This window comes from Pseudocalidococcus azoricus BACA0444 (genome assembly GCF_031729055.1).
In the GTDB taxonomy this organism is placed as follows: Bacteria; Cyanobacteriota; Cyanobacteriia; order Thermosynechococcales; family Thermosynechococcaceae; genus Pseudocalidococcus; species Pseudocalidococcus azoricus.
In genome coordinates, this window is record NZ_JAVMIP010000027.1 from 1 (window position 1) to 17,999 (window position 17,999).

Consider the following 17,999-nt stretch of genomic DNA (forward strand, 5'->3'; position numbering starts at 1 on the left):
TTAATCTCGGGAATCGTACCATAAAGTTCTAGAATACGCTGTAAGTGCAAGGGCCCTCCACCAGACTCAAGATCAGGAGATCCATACCTACGAAATTGAGGATCGCAACTTTAGTCAACGGCTTGTCCAGTTCTGCCAGGCCCAGGCCATTCGGTTGATTATTTATCCCACACCGATGTTTTTAACCAGCCGTGACGAATTTCCCGGACTTGGCCAGGGGCGTAAACGCTTGTTCATGGCTAATTTTTATAAAAAGCAACGGCAGCGGCTAGGGATATTACTCGATCAAGCGGGCCAACCCGAGGGGGGCCAGTGGAGTTTTGATCAGGATAATCGGCGGCGGCTTCCTGGGGATGTGATTGTACCGGATGTGACGTTCCCGGCCTGGACTGAGACTGTTAAAACCGTGGCCCAACTTGTGGATCAGCTGTTCCCGTTGCACCCTGGCCGGACGGAGGATTTTTGGTTGCCTGTGACCCATAGTGCCGCCCAGGCCTGGTTGCTAGAATTTTTAAGTGCCCGTTTGCCCCAGTTTGGCCCCTACGAAGATGCCTTACCCAGCCGCAGCCCCTTTGTATTTCATTCTGTCCTCTCTCCCCTGCTGAATCTTGGTTTACTGACTCCCCAACAGGTCTTAACCGCAACTCTAGACTTTATCGCTGGGCATCCTGTCCCCTTAAATTCCCTCGAAGGCTTTATTCGACAAATCATTGGTTGGCGGGAATATGTCCGGGGGGCTTACTGGGCCGTGGGATCGCAACAGGAAACCAGCAACTTTTTTAACCATCAACGGCAATTAAGCGGGGCCTGGCAAACCGGAACAACAGGCTTAGTCCCAGTGGATCGGGTGATTGAAGGCTTAAAACTGCGGGGCTATGCTCATCATATTGAGCGGCTAATGGTGATTAGTAATGCTATGTTGCTTTGTGAAATTGCTCCCAACGCGGTGTTTACCTGGTTTATGGCCTGGTTTGTGGATTCGGCGGACTGGGTGATGGGGCCCAACGTCTATGGGATGGGGCAGTTTGCCGATGGGGGGCGAATGATGACCAAACCCTACATTTCTGGCTCGAATTATTTACGCAAAATGGGCGACTATCCCACTGGGGCCTGGCAAGAGGTTTGGGATGGGCTGTATTGGCGATTTGTGGACGCTAAACGGGATTACTTGGCCCAGAACCCACGCCTGTTAACCATGCTGCGAACCTTTGACCGCTTGGAACTCACCCGCAAACAACGGATTTTGGGATTAGCAGAGCAGGCCATTGCAAATCTGACGGTTTAATGAAAAATTGCTCTGTTGCTCCCGACTCCGACAATGAGGCCGATCCAAAAACAGGCTATCCAGGGTTAGGAAAATGGTTGAGGGGATTACGTTAGTGGGAAAATCTGGGTTGAACCATTAATCTCACATTTGGAGACTGGGGAATGCTTGAAGTTAACGCTCAGATGCACGAAGACTTGATGAAGGCGGCGGTGGGTGTGTTTCCGCTAACCCAAGACTTAACCAACCTGAAATCAGTGTCTGATATTAATAATGCCATGCGGAATACGGAAGCCATGCAGGCCTGTATCCAATACCTACAATCTATCCCAAAGGTTGCTGAGTTAATCACGGAACGCTACGTTGCTAGGGGAAACGCATACTGAAGCCACAAGGATACGAGCAAGATAATCATTGTCCCATCCAGCCTTGAGTCGCTTTTGACTCGTCCACGCACTCACCCTGTGATTTTTCTAACTGGTCAGTATGGCTCCTTTTTTCCCGCCCCAGTCCTAGGAGTGACCCACGGTCTTGCCATCAATGGTGATGATGTCTTCGCTCCGCAAATGACGGCGCAGATGGTTAACCCAATAATCTCCAGAAGCTGATGCTCTAATAGATTCAAGGCTCTTGGGTCTTCTAGACTCTGGAAGTGCTCTTGCAAGATTGAACCCGATTCCGTAACCGGAGTCATAGCTAGTTTGATAACTCTACCCTCCCATCTTTACTTCTCTGAGTATGCGATTGCCCTGAGCTACAACCTGACAATTAGCATTAAAACTCCCGTCCTGTGTGATAGTTAACTCAAGTTGCAGGTGACTTCTTGGCATCCAAAGAGCGTCCAGGCCTGGGTTGGGGTTGGCGATGTCCTTGTACCAGATAGACTTGAATTTTATGTTCCTTACCTTTGAGTTCCAATGCCCCCCAGGCCTCGACTTGATAGCGATCTGGAACATAGGCGAGGGTTTCCGCCGCAATTAAAATCCGACAGGGAGTGGGATGGCGATGTTTATCTACACTTTCAAGGCGAGAGGCGGTGTTGACACTATCCCCAATCACCCCATACTCCAAGCGAGTTTTGCTCCCTAAACTGCCCGCAACAATGGGCCCAGTAAAAATTCCGATCCGCATTCCCACCTGGGGTAACCCTTGACGGCTCCAGGCCTGGTTTAATTCCCCTAAGGATTCCCCCAAAGCCAAGGCACAATCTACGGCGTTTTGGGCATCCTGGGCAATCTCAGCCGCATCGGTGCGGGGAATCGGGACACCAAACACAGCCATAATTCCATCCCCCGTAAATTTATTAATCACCCCTTGATGGGCCTGGACAATATCGGCAACTTTTTCCAGATAGTCATTCAGCCAAGGTAAGAGGTCTTCTGGGGCCATGGTCTCGGAAATGGTACTAAAGCCTTTGAGATCTGTAAATAGCAAGGTCGCCACCAGTTTTTGCCCCGGTAAGCGACCATCTTGAAGGAGTTCGTTCCGCCGGAGCCAGAGGGTGGCCGCAATTTCTGGGGAGGTACTTTGACCGAGAAGCCGCATCACCATTTGCCGCTGTTGTTGAGCCTGTTGGGCGGTGTAGGTAATCACACTTGCGCCGGAAATAGCAAACGCCAAGGCCGGCGGGACGAGAGGAATCCAACCCAAGTGCAAAAACAGCCCATAGGCAATCCCAAACAAACTCCCTAAACTGAGAACGGCCCCAAACCCAATTAACCAAGGTTGGCGAAATCCCCAGGCCAGGAGTGACCCCAAACCAGCCCAAAGGGCAATCCAGACTAGCTCAACGGGCCATGACCAATACCAAAAGGTAGCGGGTTTGCCGGCCCCAGCATCAAGAAATTGGCTGACCATTTGGGCATGAACAATCACCCCCGGCATCCGTTGGTCATCCTGTAGCCCAGAACTAAAGGGGGTATAGAAAAAGTCCTTACCGCTCTCAGCCAATGTCCCAATCAACACCACACGGTTCTGAATCAAACTGGGATTAACCCGCCCCGCCAAAACATCCCCCAGGGACACCCAGGTGATCGCCCTATTATTCCCCCGATAGTTGAGCATGACTTGATAGCCTTGGGTATCGGCCTGGACATAGGCACCGGAGTTGGGTTGGAGGGGTTGAAAAATGGTTGCCCCCAGTTGCATTTCTTGGGGATTGTTGGGGTTGGCCTGAGGGCGAATTTGTTCATCTTGGAGATAGCGCAAGGCTAACCGCAGTGAAAAGGAAAATAGGGTTCCTGATTCCCCTTCCATGAATAAAATATTCCGGCGGACAATTCCCCCCGCATCCACAATCACGTCATTAAAACCCACCTGTTGGGGGGATAGGCCACTGGGGGCATTGATAGTCGGATGGGTCTCATCACCAATTTTCGTGACGGCAAAAATCCGGTCGGAGGCTTGGAAGAGTTGGTTGAGTTGGGCATGGCCTGGGGGGAGGGGAAGATCTCGATAAATATCTAAGCCGATCGCTCGGGGTTGAGCAGCTAGTAATTTCCTGAGTAGCTCGGCATAGGCTTGATCCGGTAAGGGCCAGGTTTTTGTGCTCTGAATATCGGCTTCTGTAATGCCAACGACAATAATGCGAGGGTCAGGCATAGGCTCAGGGCGCAGTTGGATCAACCGGTCATAGGCAGCCAACTCCAAAGACTCCAAACCGCTCAGGCCCCGGACTCCCACGATCAATCCAGTCGAAATCACCGTTGCCAGCAGCACCACCAGGCCCGACAACAGTTGTCCCCAATCCGCCGGAGAAAGGCGTTGAGTAACATGGGACAATTTCAACCGCCAAGTCAAGGGAACCTACCTCAGGATCAATACAAATGATGATTTTTTAACGATTTTCCATGACACTACCCTAAACTCAGTTTGCAAGAATAAGAGAGTCATCGGCATAGTTTTTCAGAGAGTAGCCCGTGAGCGGAGTTTTATTGTGATTGGAGGAGTGATCTGTTCATGAATTACCTTGTGGCTACGTTTCCGGAGCGATTTACCGCCGAAGCTGCTTATACTACGCTTGAAATGGCTGATTATCCCCAGGAGCGCGTCAGTGTTTACGGTGGTGGGTATAAGACGATTGATCAACTCCAGGCCCTCTACGATCCTTTTTTAGCAGCGCGGCGGGAAATGCAACGGATGCTGGTCTGGTTAGTTCCCTTTGGCTTCTTCGCCGGGTTTACCTTTAACCAAGTCACCCAGATTCAAATCCTCACCGGATTAACTGCCTTAGATAACAGTATTATTGGCGGAATTTTTGGCGCGATTGCGGGGGGCCTGGGCAGTTTAACCGTTGGGGGGGGCTTAAAAGTTATCCTGAGCGGCAGATCGGGGACTCCCTTTCAAGCGCGATTACGCCAGGGCAATTATTTGATTGTGGTCACGGGGAACGAATCCCAAGTCCGCCAGGCCGAGCGACTCTTACAAAACCAATCGCCTCTGTATCTCCAGGCCTATGAGGATGAATAATCTCCCCTTGGCTATTCCTATAACTAAAAAATTAAGACTGTCCTCCTAACTTGTTTTCAGCAGTCCAGCGTCTAATTTATCGGCGCGAGATTGTTCTCCCATCCCACCCCCCTCGTCCATGTCCTCCTTTCCCCAACAACCCTTGATTGCCGTGATTCGGGCTGAAACTCCCCACCAGGCCCAGCAGATGGCCAAAACTGTTGCCCAGGCCGGCCTGACCGTGATTGAAATTACCTGGAACACCCCCCAAGCTCCCCAAGTGATTAGCCAACTGCGGGCCAACTTTCCCGACTGTCAGATTGGCACCGGAACAATTCTCCAGGCCACTGCCTTAACTGATGCCATCGCCGCTGGCAGTCAATTTATTTTTACCCCCCATGTGGATGTTGCCCTGATCCACCAGGCCCGCACTGCCCAAACCCCAATTATTCCCGGTGCCTTAACCCCCAGTGAAATTGTCCAGGCCTGGGAGGCGGGGGCAACTTGTGTGAAAGTTTTTCCAATTCAGGCGGTGGGGGGAGTGAATTACCTGCGCGCCTTGCAAGGGCCATTGGGGCATATTCCCTTAATTCCCACAGGGGGAGTCACCCTCGCAAATACCCAAGACTTCCTCGCCGCCGGAGCTATTGCCGTGGGCCTATCCAGCAGTTTATTTCCGAAACACTTAGTTATAGATCAGGATTGGGCGGCAATTTATCAATTAGCGGTGCAACTCCAGAGCCGTTTGGGGAGGGCAGGTGAGTCGCATGAAACCGTTGCCGATGGGGACGTTTAACCAGTTTTAAGCCCAGGGTTTTGTGAAAATCATCCTGAACCTTAGCTGTGAGGCGATGGGAGACCTGTTTAACAATTTGAGCTAATATCCGATCTCCTGTGGATTGCAATAACCGTTGGGGCAGGCGATAAATAAATCTGGGAAAGACAATCTCTACCTCTAAATTTAAATCCCAAGTCACATGGGTATAGTCTCGGATATTCAACCCCAGCAACTCCTGATCATTCGCATTAACGGAGCGGGGATGAAGCGTCATCGCGGCCTGGAAGTCCACCTCGTAGTTTAAGTAGGGCTGATCCGGGACTGGAATGGTTTGAATCCGATACACCCGATCATCTTCCGGCAAAAGATTCAAACCAATTTTCGGCTCTACGGTATAACCAAAGGAACCAAACCGGCCAATGGTTAAGATATAGCCCGTCTGGCCAATCGGTTCAGCCTGCATCGGGCGGGCACAGCGGACAAACCATCCCTGATGGGCATCTAAATAGGCCTCAACCTCTGGGACTGGGGCATACATTTCCATCCAGCCTTTGAAACTTGTCCGAAACGTCAGTGGCTCCAAGGGGGACATCTCGGTTTCTGGGGCCTGGGGATGTTCAGAGGTGGACATCGATCACACAGAAGACTCAGCACAGGTGACTACAATCTTAGCGGCTTTATTCAATGTCCCAATTTAAATTTGCTTATGAATAGCCAGAGAATTACTGAACTGAAATCTTCCTCCATTACCCTACATTTCCGGGTGGAGAACTGACTAAGACTTCCATAATGATGGCAAAATTAAGAGTTGATATGATTCTAACTCAACCATTCTCAACCATTTAATGTGTTGATTTGTCTCTTTTCGTCAACTTAGCAGTAACGTTTAATCTCTCCTCCCCAGCCATGCCGAACTCTGAGCATCTCAACATTTTGGAGCAAGGATGCCAGGCCTGGAACCATTGGCGAGAGCAATCTCCAGGGGTTAAGCCGGATCTAGGACAGGCTGATCTGACCGGGACTGACCTCGCTCGTTTTAATCTAAGTCATACCAATCTGGAATCAGCCTTACTGGCGGGGGCCGATCTTCGGGGAGCATACTTAGCCTCAGCCTACCTCTACCGCGCCAATCTTTACATGGCTGACCTGATTGAAGCAAATTTCAGTGGGGCCTGCTTGGCCTGGGCCACCTTGGCGGGCAGCGATCTCTATCGGGCTAACCTTTCCTTAGCAGATTTACGGGATGCCAACTTAGTTGGAGCCTTAATTCGCCGCGCCAACCTGTCCGCCGCGACCCTTGAACGGGCCAATCTGACGCGGGCTAACTGCCTCCAGGCCAACCTGATGCAAACCAACCTCAGCCAGGCCATCCTAACTGAAGCCGTTCTAGAGTCCGCCAGCTTGATTGATGCCAACTTAACCGATGCCATTCTTGTCCAAGCTAACCTGATTAAAACCAATGCCTGTCGGGCCAACTTTCGGGGGGCGAATCTCAGTCATGCCGAAATCGAAAAGACCAGCTTCCGGGGCGCAACCATGCCCGATGGCCGACTTTACTGCTAGAAACTATGGAACTCTCACCCACCCGCCGCGACTTTTTTCGCACCCTGCATGAGTCTCCCCTGAATTTAGCTAGAGCCGCGCTTTACATTGCCAAAGAGGAGTATCCCGAACTACTGGTGGAGGACTATATCCAACACTTAGAATTTCTGGGGCAATCCGTTAAAAAACGCCTCCCCACGGAACGCTATCCCCTGCGGATCATTGGCACAATCAATGATTATCTCTATGGTGAGCTAGGGTTTTCTGGGAATACAGCCGACTATTACAATCCGGAAAATAGTTTTCTCAACCGTGTCCTGGAGCGGCGAACGGGCATTCCCATTACCTTGGCATTGGTCTATTTAGAGGTGGCCCGGCGAGTTGACTTTCCCATGGTTGGGGTGGGGTTTCCGGGACATTTTTTAATTCGTCCTGATCTACCCGATGTCGAGATCCACATTGATGTCTTTCATAACGGGGAAATATTGTTTGCTCAGGATTGCCAGGCCCGCTTGGCGGAAATTTTTCAACAGGCTGTTCCCTTGCGTCCCGAGTTTTTCCAGGCCGTCACTCCTCAGCAATTTCTAATTCGGATGCTTAGTAACCTGAAGCGAATTTACCTAGAGCAACGGGATTTAGAACGCTGTCTAGGGGCAGTGGAACGGATTCTGCTCGTGTCTCCCCAGGCCCCGGATGAATTACGAGATCGGGGAATTTTGTCCTATCACTTGGGGCGGTGGCGAGCGGCGCGGGCGGATTTACTGGATTATCTGGCCACCCGGCCTTCCCTGGAACAACAGGCCCTGATTCAAGACATTCTCCGCCAAATGATTGATGACTAGGGCCAGAACACCCTCCCTCAGCCATGGCATTGCTCATTTAGGACTCTGATTAGGGCAAGTCAAGAACTGCTTTATGAGTCCTCTGTCTCAGGTTGCGATTCTCTCCGGCCAGCCGGTGTCAGGCCATAGTGGTCAGTCTATGCCAGTTATTCTGGATCAACAACCAATCATAAACCTGCACATCCAAGCTGAATAGTTCGCGACCTCACTTCTAAACTAAAAAATGGAGCCTAGAGTTGGGCCGCTATCAAGCTCAACATGGGGTACTTAGTTGCATTGTTCTTAGTCGCCCCCTACCAAAGGAGCAAGATCATGGGTGTGAGATTGACCACAGTATTAGCCACAGCACTCTTGGCCTGGAGTGGCAGTGCCGTTATCGCCCAGGCCCAAAGTCGTAATTTTAATCCTGCGGAAGTACCCATCAATCAACCGATTATCCCGGAAGCGGCAACCCGGATTGATGGAGAAACAACCTTTTGGGATGATGTCGCCACTCTGGAAGGGGATGCCATCTTTCTGTTTGGAGCCCCAACCTACAAAGATAACGATATTTTCTGGACAGGCAAACGGGTTAATGCCCTCTATCGGGATCTTTTGCGTCAACAAGCCTCACCGAGTATTGCCCGCACCCCTGATTTAGATACCCCCTTCTGTGAAACCATGGCCGGTCAAATGCCCCCTTGCCAGATATCGGTGCAACCCCCCATGACCCCACCCCCACCCGTTTATTTTCCCCCTGTCTATCAACCTCCGGCCCGGCCTGTGCCTGCCCGTTTCTAGGCAACCTCCGCTACAAGCTCCAAATCTAGGGGAGAAGACTTTGGCTTGGGAACAATTGGGCTGGGGTTTTCTCCCTGGTTGCTTGGCTTGGGGCAAAACTTCAAATCAGTACGGCGGGTTTAGCTCTTTTGGCCTGGTCTTGTACTCTGGCCCGGGCCCACTGATCGGCATGGAGAATATCCGCCAGGCCTGGGGCTGGGATGTTTTGGTGCTCAAATTGGCTACAGGTTAGTTCAATTAAGCGAGGAATATCTAGAAAATCAACTTGACCATCCAAAAATAGAGCTACTGCCTGTTCGTTGGCCGCATTCAGCACCGCGGGCATTGCTCCTCCAGCTCGCCCAGCCCCATAGGCCAAGTTCATACAGGGGTATTTTTGGTGGTCGGGAGTCCGGAACGTTAAATCTCCAGACTTGACCAAATCTAAGGGAGACCAATCTGTAGCAACTCGCTCTGGCCAAGACAAGGCGTAGAGCAATGGCAAGCGCATATCTGGCCAACCTAACTGAGCCAGTACCGAGGTATCTTGTAACTCAATTAAGGAATGAATAATGCTTTGGGGATGGATCACAATATCAATCTGGTCATAACTGGCCCCAAATAAATAGTGAGCCTCAATTACTTCCAGGCCCTTGTTCATTAGGGTGGCTGAATCAACGGTAATCTTCGGCCCCATCGACCAGTTGGGATGTTTGAGGGCATCAGCGACAGTGACTTGATTCAGTTTTTCCACCGGCCAATCCCGAAAGGCCCCCCCCGATGCGGTCAGGATGATCCGCCGTAAACCCCCAGTCGGAACCCCTTGTAAACATTGGAAAATGGCCGAATGTTCCGAATCCGCTGGCAATAGTTTTACCCCATACTCCTCAACCAGAGGCAGCACCACGGGCCCACCGGCAATCAGGGTTTCCTTATTCGCAAGAGCAATATCCTTTCCTGCCTTAATCGCCGCAATTGTGGGTAATAATCCGGCACAGCCAACAATTCCTGTCACCACGGCCTGGGCATCGCCATAGGCGGCCACTTCGGCAATCCCCTCGGCTCCAAAAACAATTTTGGGTAAGGAGTCTAAACCTACGAGTCCATCTAACAAGGCTTGTTTTTGGTTGGGGTCAGCAATGCTAATGATTTCTGGACGAAACTGCCGTACCTGGGGAATGAATAACTCTAAATTCCGACCAGCCGCCAGGCCAACGATCCGAAACTTATCTGGGTGATGGGCAACAATATCCAGGGTTTGAGTGCCAATCGAGCCAGTTGAGCCTAAGAGTGTAATTGCTTTCACCGTGGTTTCTGCCGCCCTTAATCAAATTTTCACATCCCATATCTACAAGGGATTAGGCCCCGCGCGCAATGGGGAACCTGATTTGGGTGAATTACCTAGGTGACGATTAATTTTAGTTGAGATCATAGAATTTTTCCACCGACTTGCGCCTTGAGGGGGTAGAAGTTTCTGTAACGGCCGGATCCATCAGAAGCTGACAATTACACTAATCTCTACGCTAAAATTTGTGATGCGGCTAACAAAGCAGATACGGAAACTATTGCTAGTCACAATTGCCGCAGCCTGCAAAGAACTCAATCAACCCAACCCTAGCTACTATTCATCGTTGTCCTATGTCTATGTACACTCAATCCTTGAAGTCTTCCCTGTTTTTGACGGCTTGTGCCTTGATTGCTTCCTTAATTATTTCTTTCCTAGTATCCTTTTAGTCACTGACTCCGCCACGAAACGGACGGTTTTTTTGACGCTGCTTAAGGGCAATCATGGCTGCAATTTCTTTTTTGGCTCTAATCGCTGCGGTGCGCTCCGGTGAACACCTGATTAGCTTTCCGACAGATACGGTGCCTGCCTTGGCCTGCCGTCCAGATCAAGCCGGACTAATTTACCAGGCCAAGCAACGCCAGTCCGATAAGCCTCTAATTCTCATGGGAGCGTCTCCAGAAAGTTTGTGGCCCTATGTCGAAGGGAGTGCCCAGGCCTGGGAGATTTGGCAATCCATTGCAGCAACCTACTGGCCAGGCGCATTAACCCTTATTCTCCCTGCTAGCCCCCGCTTACCCCTAGCTATGAACCCGGAAAATCCAACCACCATTGGCCTGCGGATTCCCAATTCAGATATGGCTCGAGATATTCTTAACCAGACTGGCCCCTTGGCAACCACCAGCATCAATCCTTCTGGGCAGCCCCCCTTATTAACCTACCTAGAAATTCAGCAACACTTTCCCCAGGTTTTTACCGTATCTGAGGACTCCTGGCCACCTGCCCCAGAAGCAGCGATACCTTCAACAGTGATTAAATGGAACGGTACTGGCTGGGTTTGTTTGCGGCAAGGTAGCATTCCCGGTGAAAAATTCCTTCAGGTATAGGATATAAATTATTGCAGTAAATAAATCTGTCCCAAAAAGCCAATGGCCCAAATCTTTTTACGGGTTACCGCTGGCAACTCTGTTGTATAAAGACTGACCAGGCCAAGATTATGGCGCGTTGTATGGTAGCCAATCAGTTCCTTGAGGGGGTGTTGCCCTTGTTGGAGTAGGGATTGACAGCCTTGTTGAACAAACTGCCCTAGCCCCAAACGATCGGTTGTTGAGGTTGGTGAGCAAAATTGAGTTTCTAACTGACTCAGAGCCTGGTGACTGAGATAGGTTTCATAGGCAGCTTGATCCGGGTTTGTCAGTGTTGCAACCACACTAAATCCAACCAGACCCAAGCTCAGCATGACCACCCAGGCCAAGCTTTTGGGGCGAGACTGCCGCGGTGGTAGAGGGTGAGCAGAAATAAGCGAAGGACGATCCATGATTAAGTATCTGATATAATCAGAGATTAGCGACATCTGCGGCGAGCGTAGCCAAGTGGTTAAGGCAGTGGATTGTGGTTCCACCATTCGTGGGTTCGAGTCCCATCGTTCGCCCTCTTAAAATTTCCCTGACTTCACTCAGTCTATCCAAATCTAATCGTTGAGCAGAAAACTCTTAAGTTTATTTAAGTCTTGTAAAGATCGTTTGGATTCTCCATAGATTTCTATCCTGGTCGTATTTTCTATGTCAACTATCCAGGGGAAACCCATACTCAAGCTACAAGTATCTGAAAGAGGTAATCATTGTTCCATCCAGCTTTGAGTCGTTTTAACTTCAGTCCAACCTGGGTCGAGGAATCTTGTCGTAAGAGATTGAGAGTTCTATGTCAAATCAAAGCAACGTTTTTAGGGGCATAGTCTTTGTGCATGCAGGAATGCTCTTTCCTAAAGGCCACATCCAAGACCCAATGGCGTTGATGCTCAATTATTTCGGTTGATGCTAAATTTGATGTCTATGGTGTCCAGCAACTTTGGTAAATTTGCCCGTCCCTTGATTGAGGGCAGCCCCAACCAGGCCAACACCAGCCAGGTAAAATAGGTGAGCATCATTGAGCTTGCCCTCGAACTCCCACCCGCCAAATAATCTAACCTATAACAATCAAGTTCTCTTTAATCAGGCTGTAGCTATGTTTGAACTCAATGCTCAGATGCACGAAGATTTAATGAAATCAGCTGTCGGTGTATTTGGCCTGATCCAGGACTCGACCAGTCTCAAATCGGTTTTTGACATTAATGATGCCTTGCGTAATACGGAAGCGATGCAGGCCTGTGTGGATTATCTCCAATCCATTCCTGAAGTGGCTGCCTTAATTGATGAGCGATATGTAGCCCCTCAACCTGATATGCCAGCCCTGCTGCAACTGCCCCCGGAATCTCTTGGCTACCAATATGCCAGTATGCTTACCAATGCTGGGTTTGATCCCAATTTCTATCGGGTTGTACCGACAACGGAGGTCTTAGACTATATCCGGTTGCGAGTCCGGCAGACCCACGATATTTGGCATATTGTGACAGGGTGGGGAACCGATGAATTGGGTGAACTCGCGCTCCAGGCCTTTGGTTTTGCCCAAATGCATTACCCCAGTGCGATTTTGATTTTGGTGGCCGGTGTGATGTCAGCTATTAAGCATCCTGAGGATCTGGATCAGAGGGTGCAAACTATCTATCAGGGGTATGAAATGGGGCGGCAGGTGGGGCCATTTTTGGGGCAGAAGTGGGAAGCGGCCTGGGAAAAACCAGTGACTCAGTGGCGGTCAGAATTACAGGTAAAGGTTGCTTAGAAGCGGGGCCTGGGACTAATTCTGACTGCGGCTGCACACTTGATTTTTGGTTAAGATAACAGCACGCCTGAAATTTGCCGAAGCTTTATGAGACCCAGGAAAATTATTTCTCAAAAAAACAACATCACTTATTATGTTTGCCCCAGGCCTGGCGGTGGTTGGCAAGTTAAACAAGAGGGAATCAGAAAAACCATTCAAGCCTTTTTAACCCAGAAAGAGGCGATCCAGTTTGCCCGAAATCTCACTCAGGAATCAGGAGGTAAGGTGAGTATCCATCGTCAGCATCAGAAAAGTAAGAAACAGCCTATCTCACCAAAACCTGAAAGCTTAAGACAAGATGACATTAAAATGCTACGTGGCTTTGGTTGTGCCCGAGGGCTAATTGTAATTCCACCAGAATTTGATGATCCCATTGAAGGCCTGGAAGAATACATATAATGGTTTTAAAATTATGTTAGTGAGTACTATTTAATGAATAGTAGTGAGTTTTATCGTTTTCGTAGACCTTACGATCGGGTATTACGACAGTTAATGTTAGAACTTGAGTTTTTTATAGAAGATTTAGTTGGAATTAATATTTACACCTTAACTAGTCGACTTAAAACTTATCAAAGTGCAATAGAAAAGTCGAAGAGGCTTAATCTTAAAATTCATGAAATGCATGACATTGCTGGTATTAGGGTTGTTGTTTCAACTATAGATGAGGTTGATGTGATCGCTCGCTTTTTTTCTCGTAAATCTGATTCAAAAGATCTCATAATCGAGTCAGATAAGACAATCGAAAGAGCAAATGGCTATCGGGCAAGACACTTAGTATTAGAGTTTTCTGGACACTATTCCCGTTCTATGTATCCAACCTGTGTAGAAGTCCAAGTCCTCACTCTTTTGCAAAGCACTTTTAATTATATTTCAAGAGCTTGGATATATAAAGCTAATCTTGAACTATCGAAGGAATGGTTATCAGATTTTCAAAGAATATCTAATGAATTACATGATATCGATCAGAGGATTAACCAACTGCAACAGCAAGTTATCCAATCATCTCTGTCTTCAAAACCTGATGATCCGATTACTCCATTCTCTTGCCAAAAAATTGTTAATGATACCCTTGGTGAAACCATTCAGTTGAGGGATTCGGTTGATCTTGTAAGAATGTTAATTGATGTAGGCTGTGATACAAACGGAAAATTACAGAACTTCCTAAAAAGGAAAGACATAATGGCTATGCGTGAACAGATCATTAACATGGATGCAGAAAGTGTGAAAGCCCTTGTCAATTTTGTTGCAAAGATGCCAATTTATAGCTTTTATACTTTGTTCGGTCTTCGATATGAATCGACAAAAGAGCTAATTCAATCGCTGGATGAACTAAAATAGCCTGTTTAAGTCATATTTGATCTTACTAGCTTATTCAATATTTCCATGTATTTACTACACACTAAAGCTGAGTTATAGCAGTCCGTCTTCATTTGTCAGGATGATTTGCTTTTGCGGGATTTAGCAAGGAATAGCCGTACATTTAATCTAGCTTGAGGTCAAACTTTCTGAATCATAAATAATTTTTACTGTTCTCACGAATCATTCCTGTTTTTTATAGCCCCCCCATCATAAATCGGCCTACTTGAGGTACTTAACGGGTGGTTAGAATAACTAAGCATTTTATGAAATTGAGTTTGCTGCCTCCATGACCACACTCGCCTTTCTGCCTATCCAATACACTCCCCAGGCCACGGAAGCCAAATGGTAAGAACTCTGGGGAACCCACCAAGCCTTCTAATTAGATGGGAAACCAGTCTGCATCAAGGGCCTGCTCGAGCGTAAATTTAGGCTGTTCAGGAACTAACTCTTTGGGTAAATTACTTGCATCCAAAAAAAGGTCACGTCCATGCCGGTACTGGGTATTAAATTCAGATTCCAGAAATCGTTTTAAACTTGGGCTATTTTGCAATAATTTATGAAGCTCAATCCGAAAGTTTCTAATTTCCCGCCGCCACCCAGGATAACAATGCTCCCGTTCCGAATCCCAGTATTTGATCTTGAGTAAATGTTCGCAAATCCGCATGAGATAACTAGCCGCAGCATTTTTATGACTTTTACCCAAATCGCTAAGTTCCTCAATTAGATTTTCTAAATCAAGTTCTGAAAAGACCTGAGACTCTAGTTGACCCACTGTTTTTTCAAGCCAGATAAGATAATCTTGCTCATATAACGATGCGACAGATGTTAGCTCTGCTGGAGATCGTGAAGGGTTAGCAACCATAAATTAATGACCAAATTATCGCGGGGTCTTCAACCCAGGCCTGATTCGGATATAAAACTACTGTCCTGACTCTAACCCAGGCCCCGAAAAGACTCAACATCCTTCAAATAACTAACAAAGTAAAAGGATCGGTCAGTCACCTCAGCATCCCAATGTATCCCAGGCCCAACCAGGCCAACGGCAGCCAGGTAAAATAGGTGAGCATTATAGAATGTGCCGCCTCCATGACCACCCCCGCCCCTCTGCCCAGCCAATACACCCCCCAGGCCACGGAAGCCAAATGGCAAGAACTCTGGGAAACCCACCAGGCCTTCCAAGCAGATCCCAACCATCCGGGTGAACCCTACTGTATTGTCATCCCACCCCCCAACGTCACGGGCAGTTTGCACATGGGTCACGCCTTTGAGCACGCCTTGATTGATGTTCTGATTCGCTATCACCGGATGATTGGCCGCAATACCCTGTGGTTGCCAGGAACCGATCATGCCAGCATTGCCGTGAGTACGATTTTGGATCGGGAATTAACCGCAGCCGGAAAAACCAGGGCCGATGTCGGGCGGGAACAGTATTTAGAGCGGGCCTGGGCCTGGAAAGAGGAATCGGGCGGCACCATAGTTGGGCAACTGCGGCGGCTGGGCCTGTCGGTGGATTGGAGTCGGGAACGGTTCACGATGGATGCGGGCCTGTCGGCGGCGGTCTTGGAGGCCTTTGTCCAGCTCTACGAGGATGGGTTGATTTATCGAGGCCAGTACATGGTCAACTGGTGTCCGGCCAGTCAATCGGCGGTTTCAGATTTGGAAGTGGAAAACAAGGAAGTGCAGGGGCATTTGTGGCATTTTTGTTATCCCGTCAGTGATGGTTCCGGCTATTTAGAAGTGGCAACTACCCGACCGGAAACAATGTTGGGCGATACAGCGGTGGCAGTGAATCCGGAAGATAGTCGCTATACCCAACTCGTTGGAAAAACGTTGATTTTGCCCTTAATGAATCGGGAAATTCCGATCATTGCCGATAGTTATGTGGATCCCGAATTTGGTACGGGTTGCGTTAAGGTAACGCCGGCCCATGATCCTAACGATTTTGCCATGGGTGAACGTCACAATTTACCGATGATTAACTTGCTCAATAAAGATGGCACATTGAATGAAAATGCTGGGGAGTTTGTGGGGTTAGATCGGTTTGTCGCCCGTAAAAAAGTTGTTGAAGCTCTCGATGCCCAAGGCTTTTTAGTGCGAGTTGAGGATTATAAACATACCGTTCCCTACAGTGATCGCGGGAAAGTTGCTGTTGAACCACTCCTCTCAACCCAATGGTTTGTGAAAATTCGCCCCTTGGCTGACCATACCTTACATGAGTTAGATGACAACAATTCCCCCCGGTTTATCCCAGAACGCTGGACAAAAGTTTATCGGGATTGGCTCGTCAACTTAAAAGATTGGTGTATTTCGCGGCAACTGTGGTGGGGGCATCAAATCCCGGCCTGGTATGTGGTTAGTGAAACCAATGGCGAAATTACAGATAATACTCCCTTTGTGGTGGCAAAATCTCAGGCCGAGGCTGAAACGAAAGCAAAAGCTAAATTTGGCGATGACATTACTCTCGAACAAGACCCCGATGTGTTGGATACTTGGTTTTCCTCTGGACTCTGGCCGTTCTCAACGTTAGGCTGGCCGGAAAAAACCGTTGACTTTGACACCTACTATCCCAATTCCACCCTCGTCACTGGCTTTGACATTATCTTTTTCTGGGTGGCCCGGATGACGCTCATGGCGGGTTACTTCACGGGAAAAATGCCGTTTCAAGATGTCTATATCCATGGCCTGGTGCGGGATGAAAACAACAAGAAAATGTCGAAGTCGGCTAATAATGGTATTGATCCATTGCTGTTGATTAATAAATATGGGACGGATGCCCTGCGTTATACCCTGGTCAAAGAAGTTGTTGGGGCCGGGCAAGATATTCGGATGGAATACAACCGCAAAACCGATGAATCTGCCACGGTGGAAGCCTCCCGGAATTTTGCCAATAAACTCTGGAATGCCTCGCGGTTTGTCTTGTTGAATTTAGACAATCAAACCCCTGCCCAATTAGGAATACCTGAACCCAATCAATTAGAATTAGCGGATCGTTGGCTGCTTTCCAAACTCAATCAACTGATTCAAACAACTCGTGAGCAGATTGATCACTATGGTCTGGGGGAAGCATCCAAGGGCCTGTATGAATTTATTTGGGGTGATTTTTGCGATTGGTATATTGAACTGGTCAAGCCCCGCCTCCAAGGGGAAGATTCTGTTAGTAAAACCATAGCTCAACAGGTCTTAGCCCAGGCCTTGGAAACAATCCTTAAACTGTTTCATCCCTTCATGCCCCACATCACCGAGGAAATTTGGCACAGCCTCACCCAGGCCCCGGACACCACCTATCTAGCCTTGCAATCCTATCCCGAACCGGATGTAAGTTTGATCGATGGGGAACTCGAAGCCAATTTCACATTGATTATGGAAACGATTCGCACCATTCGGAATTTGCGCGCTGAAGCCGGAATTAAACCAGGCCTGAAAATTACAGCGATTCTTCAAAGCCAAAACCCAGCGGAATTATCTGTTCTCAAATCAGGTCAAGCCTATATTGAGCATTTAGCTCGTGTGGAAACCTTAACGATTACCTCTGAAACTGCTTCCAATGAACAAGTGTTTGCCGGAGTTGTCGAAACCGTGGAAGTGTTAATTCCCTTGGCTGGGGTTGTGGATGTGGTTGCCCTACAGGAAAAACTCACTAAAGATCTGCAAAAAGTGACTCAGGAAATTGAATCTGTCCAGAAGCGCTTAGGTAATGCTGGATTTGTCGCCAAAGCCAAACCAGAAGTGGTCGAAGGGGCCAAAGCCAGCCTCACTGCTGCCCAACAACAAGCTGATATTCTCCAGGCCCGGTTAGGGAGGTTATAA

The 17,999-nt window shown here is 48.6% G+C and carries 18 protein-coding genes, 1 tRNA gene and 1 pseudogene; 14 read left to right on the forward strand and 6 right to left on the reverse strand.

What is annotated here, in order from left to right; all coding sequences use genetic code 11:
• Positions 1-58: 58 nt before the first annotated feature.
• The 3 genes and pseudogenes from RIF25_RS16115 to RIF25_RS16125 all read left to right on the forward strand — a co-directional run.
• Positions 59-454, forward strand: a pseudogene (locus RIF25_RS16115) (cryptochrome/photolyase family protein); the annotation flags it as partial.
• An 18-nt stretch (positions 455-472) separates the two neighbouring features.
• Positions 473-1,285 carry an FAD-binding domain-containing protein gene (locus RIF25_RS16120; protein WP_322879576.1) on the forward strand — a complete coding sequence of 271 codons (813 nt, stop codon included), beginning with the start codon at positions 473-475 and terminating at the stop codon, positions 1,283-1,285.
• A gap of 143 nt (positions 1,286-1,428) precedes the next feature.
• Positions 1,429-1,650, forward strand: coding sequence for a hypothetical protein (locus RIF25_RS16125; protein ID WP_322879544.1), 222 nt, complete (start codon positions 1,429-1,431; stop codon positions 1,648-1,650).
• A gap of 95 nt (positions 1,651-1,745) precedes the next feature.
• On the opposite strand, the gene RIF25_RS17440 is transcribed toward RIF25_RS16125, so the two are convergent.
• Both RIF25_RS17440 and RIF25_RS16130 read right to left on the reverse strand, forming a co-directional pair.
• Entirely contained in the window at positions 1,746-1,958 is a 213-nt protein-coding gene (locus RIF25_RS17440; protein ID WP_407682463.1) for a transposase family protein, read from the reverse strand.
• A gap of 110 nt (positions 1,959-2,068) precedes the next feature.
• On the reverse strand, positions 2,069-4,045 hold the full coding sequence (locus tag RIF25_RS16130; RefSeq protein WP_322879545.1) for a CHASE2 domain-containing protein: 1,977 nt from the start codon (positions 4,043-4,045) through the stop codon (positions 2,069-2,071).
• A gap of 177 nt (positions 4,046-4,222) precedes the next feature.
• On the opposite strand from RIF25_RS16130, the gene RIF25_RS16135 reads away from it, so the two are divergent.
• Positions 4,223-4,732: a hypothetical protein gene (locus tag RIF25_RS16135; RefSeq protein ID WP_322879546.1), complete on the forward strand. Its 510-nt coding sequence runs from the start codon at positions 4,223-4,225 to the stop codon at positions 4,730-4,732.
• A gap of 118 nt (positions 4,733-4,850) precedes the next feature.
• A complete protein-coding gene (locus RIF25_RS16140) occupies positions 4,851-5,507 on the forward strand; it encodes a bifunctional 4-hydroxy-2-oxoglutarate aldolase/2-dehydro-3-deoxy-phosphogluconate aldolase (RefSeq protein WP_322879547.1) in 657 nt (218 codons plus the stop codon).
• On the opposite strand, the gene RIF25_RS16145 is transcribed toward RIF25_RS16140, so the two are convergent.
• Positions 5,401-6,120: a DUF1997 domain-containing protein gene (locus tag RIF25_RS16145; protein ID WP_322879548.1), complete on the reverse strand. Its 720-nt coding sequence runs from the start codon at positions 6,118-6,120 to the stop codon at positions 5,401-5,403. The two genes, RIF25_RS16140 and RIF25_RS16145, sit on opposite strands and share 107 nt — an antisense overlap.
• Before the next feature lie 275 nt (positions 6,121-6,395).
• Here RIF25_RS16145 and RIF25_RS16150 point away from each other — a divergent pair, with 275 nt between their 5' ends.
• The 3 genes from RIF25_RS16150 to RIF25_RS16160 all read left to right on the forward strand — a co-directional run bounded on the left by RIF25_RS16150 (position 6,396) and on the right by RIF25_RS16160 (position 8,653).
• A complete protein-coding gene (locus RIF25_RS16150) occupies positions 6,396-7,052 on the forward strand; it encodes a pentapeptide repeat-containing protein (protein WP_322879549.1) in 657 nt (218 codons plus the stop codon).
• Positions 7,053-7,057: 5 nt separating this feature from the next.
• Positions 7,058-7,873 (forward strand): SirB1 family protein, encoded by an 816-nt coding sequence (locus tag RIF25_RS16155; RefSeq protein WP_322879550.1) that lies wholly within the window; start codon positions 7,058-7,060, stop codon positions 7,871-7,873.
• Between the two features lie 312 nt (positions 7,874-8,185).
• The gene (locus tag RIF25_RS16160) at positions 8,186-8,653 is read left to right on the forward strand and encodes a hypothetical protein (RefSeq protein WP_322879551.1); all 468 of its coding nucleotides are present in this window, start codon (positions 8,186-8,188) and stop codon (positions 8,651-8,653) included.
• A 100-nt stretch (positions 8,654-8,753) separates the two neighbouring features.
• Here RIF25_RS16160 and dxr read toward each other — a convergent pair whose 3' ends face one another.
• Complete coding sequence (gene dxr, locus RIF25_RS16165; RefSeq protein ID WP_322879552.1) at positions 8,754-9,938, reverse strand: 1-deoxy-D-xylulose-5-phosphate reductoisomerase; 1,185 nt, start codon at positions 9,936-9,938, stop codon at positions 8,754-8,756.
• Between the two features lie 482 nt (positions 9,939-10,420).
• Here dxr and RIF25_RS16170 point away from each other — a divergent pair, with 482 nt between their 5' ends.
• Positions 10,421-11,023, forward strand: coding sequence for an L-threonylcarbamoyladenylate synthase (locus tag RIF25_RS16170; RefSeq protein ID WP_322879553.1), 603 nt, complete (start codon positions 10,421-10,423; stop codon positions 11,021-11,023).
• An 8-nt stretch (positions 11,024-11,031) separates the two neighbouring features.
• Here RIF25_RS16170 and RIF25_RS16175 read toward each other — a convergent pair whose 3' ends face one another.
• Positions 11,032-11,454, reverse strand: a complete 423-nt coding sequence (locus RIF25_RS16175) for a DUF4359 domain-containing protein (protein WP_322879554.1) — start codon at positions 11,452-11,454, stop codon at positions 11,032-11,034.
• Positions 11,455-11,495: 41 nt separating this feature from the next.
• On the opposite strand from RIF25_RS16175, the gene RIF25_RS16180 reads away from it, so the two are divergent.
• From RIF25_RS16180 to RIF25_RS16195, 4 genes are all read left to right on the forward strand, one after another.
• Positions 11,496-11,568, forward strand: a tRNA-His gene (locus tag RIF25_RS16180).
• Positions 11,569-12,140: 572 nt separating this feature from the next.
• Positions 12,141-12,794, forward strand: a complete 654-nt coding sequence (locus tag RIF25_RS16185; RefSeq protein ID WP_322879555.1) for a Coq4 family protein — start codon at positions 12,141-12,143, stop codon at positions 12,792-12,794.
• Between the two features lie 87 nt (positions 12,795-12,881).
• Complete coding sequence (locus RIF25_RS16190) at positions 12,882-13,232, forward strand: DUF2188 domain-containing protein (protein ID WP_322879556.1); 351 nt, start codon at positions 12,882-12,884, stop codon at positions 13,230-13,232.
• A gap of 33 nt (positions 13,233-13,265) precedes the next feature.
• A complete protein-coding gene (locus RIF25_RS16195) occupies positions 13,266-14,171 on the forward strand; it encodes a GTP pyrophosphokinase (protein WP_322879557.1) in 906 nt (301 codons plus the stop codon).
• A 400-nt stretch (positions 14,172-14,571) separates the two neighbouring features.
• On the opposite strand, the gene RIF25_RS16200 is transcribed toward RIF25_RS16195, so the two are convergent.
• Complete coding sequence (locus RIF25_RS16200) at positions 14,572-15,054, reverse strand: DUF29 domain-containing protein (protein WP_322879558.1); 483 nt, start codon at positions 15,052-15,054, stop codon at positions 14,572-14,574.
• 224 nt (positions 15,055-15,278) lie between these two features.
• Here RIF25_RS16200 and RIF25_RS16205 point away from each other — a divergent pair, with 224 nt between their 5' ends.
• Entirely contained in the window at positions 15,279-17,999 is a 2,721-nt protein-coding gene (locus RIF25_RS16205) for a valine--tRNA ligase (RefSeq protein WP_407682464.1), read from the forward strand.

Excerpts from the sequence above, each read along its gene's own strand:
- RIF25_RS16125 (WP_322879544.1), top strand. The coding sequence starts at position 1,429 with ATGCTTGAAGTTAACGCTCAGATGCACGAAGACTTGATGAAGGCGGCG.
- RIF25_RS17440 (WP_407682463.1), bottom strand. The coding sequence starts at position 1,958 with ATGACTCCGGTTACGGAATCGGGTTCAATCTTGCAAGAGCACTTCCAG.
- RIF25_RS16135 (WP_322879546.1), top strand. The coding sequence starts at position 4,223 with ATGAATTACCTTGTGGCTACGTTTCCGGAGCGATTTACCGCCGAAGCT.
- RIF25_RS16140 (WP_322879547.1), top strand. The coding sequence starts at position 4,851 with ATGTCCTCCTTTCCCCAACAACCCTTGATTGCCGTGATTCGGGCTGAA.
- RIF25_RS16145 (WP_322879548.1), bottom strand. The coding sequence starts at position 6,120 with ATGTCCACCTCTGAACATCCCCAGGCCCCAGAAACCGAGATGTCCCCC.
- RIF25_RS16150 (WP_322879549.1), top strand. The coding sequence starts at position 6,396 with ATGCCGAACTCTGAGCATCTCAACATTTTGGAGCAAGGATGCCAGGCC.
- RIF25_RS16155 (WP_322879550.1), top strand. The coding sequence starts at position 7,058 with ATGGAACTCTCACCCACCCGCCGCGACTTTTTTCGCACCCTGCATGAG.
- RIF25_RS16160 (WP_322879551.1), top strand. The coding sequence starts at position 8,186 with ATGGGTGTGAGATTGACCACAGTATTAGCCACAGCACTCTTGGCCTGG.
- RIF25_RS16170 (WP_322879553.1), top strand. The coding sequence starts at position 10,421 with ATGGCTGCAATTTCTTTTTTGGCTCTAATCGCTGCGGTGCGCTCCGGT.
- RIF25_RS16175 (WP_322879554.1), bottom strand. The coding sequence starts at position 11,454 with ATGGATCGTCCTTCGCTTATTTCTGCTCACCCTCTACCACCGCGGCAG.
- RIF25_RS16185 (WP_322879555.1), top strand. The coding sequence starts at position 12,141 with ATGTTTGAACTCAATGCTCAGATGCACGAAGATTTAATGAAATCAGCT.
- RIF25_RS16190 (WP_322879556.1), top strand. The coding sequence starts at position 12,882 with ATGAGACCCAGGAAAATTATTTCTCAAAAAAACAACATCACTTATTAT.
- RIF25_RS16195 (WP_322879557.1), top strand. The coding sequence starts at position 13,266 with ATGAATAGTAGTGAGTTTTATCGTTTTCGTAGACCTTACGATCGGGTA.
- RIF25_RS16200 (WP_322879558.1), bottom strand. The coding sequence starts at position 15,054 with ATGGTTGCTAACCCTTCACGATCTCCAGCAGAGCTAACATCTGTCGCA.
- RIF25_RS16205 (WP_407682464.1), top strand. The coding sequence starts at position 15,279 with ATGACCACCCCCGCCCCTCTGCCCAGCCAATACACCCCCCAGGCCACG.